Below are 861 nucleotides of genomic sequence, written 5' to 3'. Positions count from 1 at the left end.
AAATCTTAAATCTCTTTTAGCCATCAGGAATATTTTTTAAAATCTAAAGTGAGAAAAAGCCTTATTTGCTTCGGCCATTCTATGTGTATCGTCTTTTTTCTTGATTGCTGCTCCTTCACCTTTTGCAGCAGACATGATCTCTCCAGCCAATCTGTCTCTCATCGTCTTTTCACCTCTAAGTCTGGCGTATCTGATCATCCACTTGATACCCAATGTGATCTTTCTGTCAGGACGAACTTCTAAAGGAACCTGGAAAGTCGCACCACCTACTCTTCTACTTTTTACCTCAACAGATGGCATAATATTATTGAGCGCTTTCTTCCACGTTTCTAACCCATCTTCGCTAGTCTTTTCCTCAACTAACTCAAGTGCTTCGTAGAATATCTTGTAGGCAAGACTTTTCTTACCATCGATCATAAGATAATTTACAAACTTCGTTACCAAAGTGTCTCCAAACTTTGGATCAGGAAGTATATATCTCTTTTTAGGTTTAGCTTTTCTCATTATTCCTTATTGATTTATTTTTTTGGCCTTTTAGCACCATATTTAGATCTTCTTTGTAACCTACCATTAACACCAGCGGTATCTAGTGCACCTCTAATGATGTGATATCTTACACCTGGTAAATCTTTTACTCTACCACCTCTGATAAGTACAATAGAGTGCTCCTGAAGGTTGTGACCCTCTCCTGGAATGTAAGCATTAACTTCTTTTCCGTTTGTTAACCTCACCCTTGCCACTTTTCTCATTGCTGAGTTAGGCTTCTTAGGTGTCGTTGTGTAAACTCTGGTACAAACACCTCTTCTTTGAGGGCATGAATCAAGAGCAGGAGACTTTGATTTTGATACCAACTTCTTTCTA

Annotated in this window: 2 protein-coding genes; both read right to left on the bottom strand. The window is 38.4% G+C overall.

All coding sequences use genetic code 11. The features are described 5' to 3' along the window. Positions 1 to 36 precede the first annotated feature (36 nt). Positions 37 to 504: a 30S ribosomal protein S7 gene (gene rpsG, locus E1176_RS00570; protein WP_155208645.1), complete on the bottom strand. Its 468-nt coding sequence runs from the start codon at positions 502 to 504 to the stop codon at positions 37 to 39. Positions 505 to 518: 14 nt separating this feature from the next. After that, the coding region (gene rpsL / locus E1176_RS00565) for a 30S ribosomal protein S12 (protein ID WP_246205896.1) at positions 519 to 861 on the bottom strand (343 nt) is incomplete at its 5' end.

Source organism: Fulvivirga aurantia, assembly GCF_009711475.1.
Lineage (GTDB): Bacteria > Bacteroidota > Bacteroidia > Cytophagales > Cyclobacteriaceae > Fulvivirga > Fulvivirga aurantia.
The sequence above is the reverse complement of the archived record's forward strand: the minus strand, read 5'-3'. Positions and strand labels throughout refer to the sequence as shown.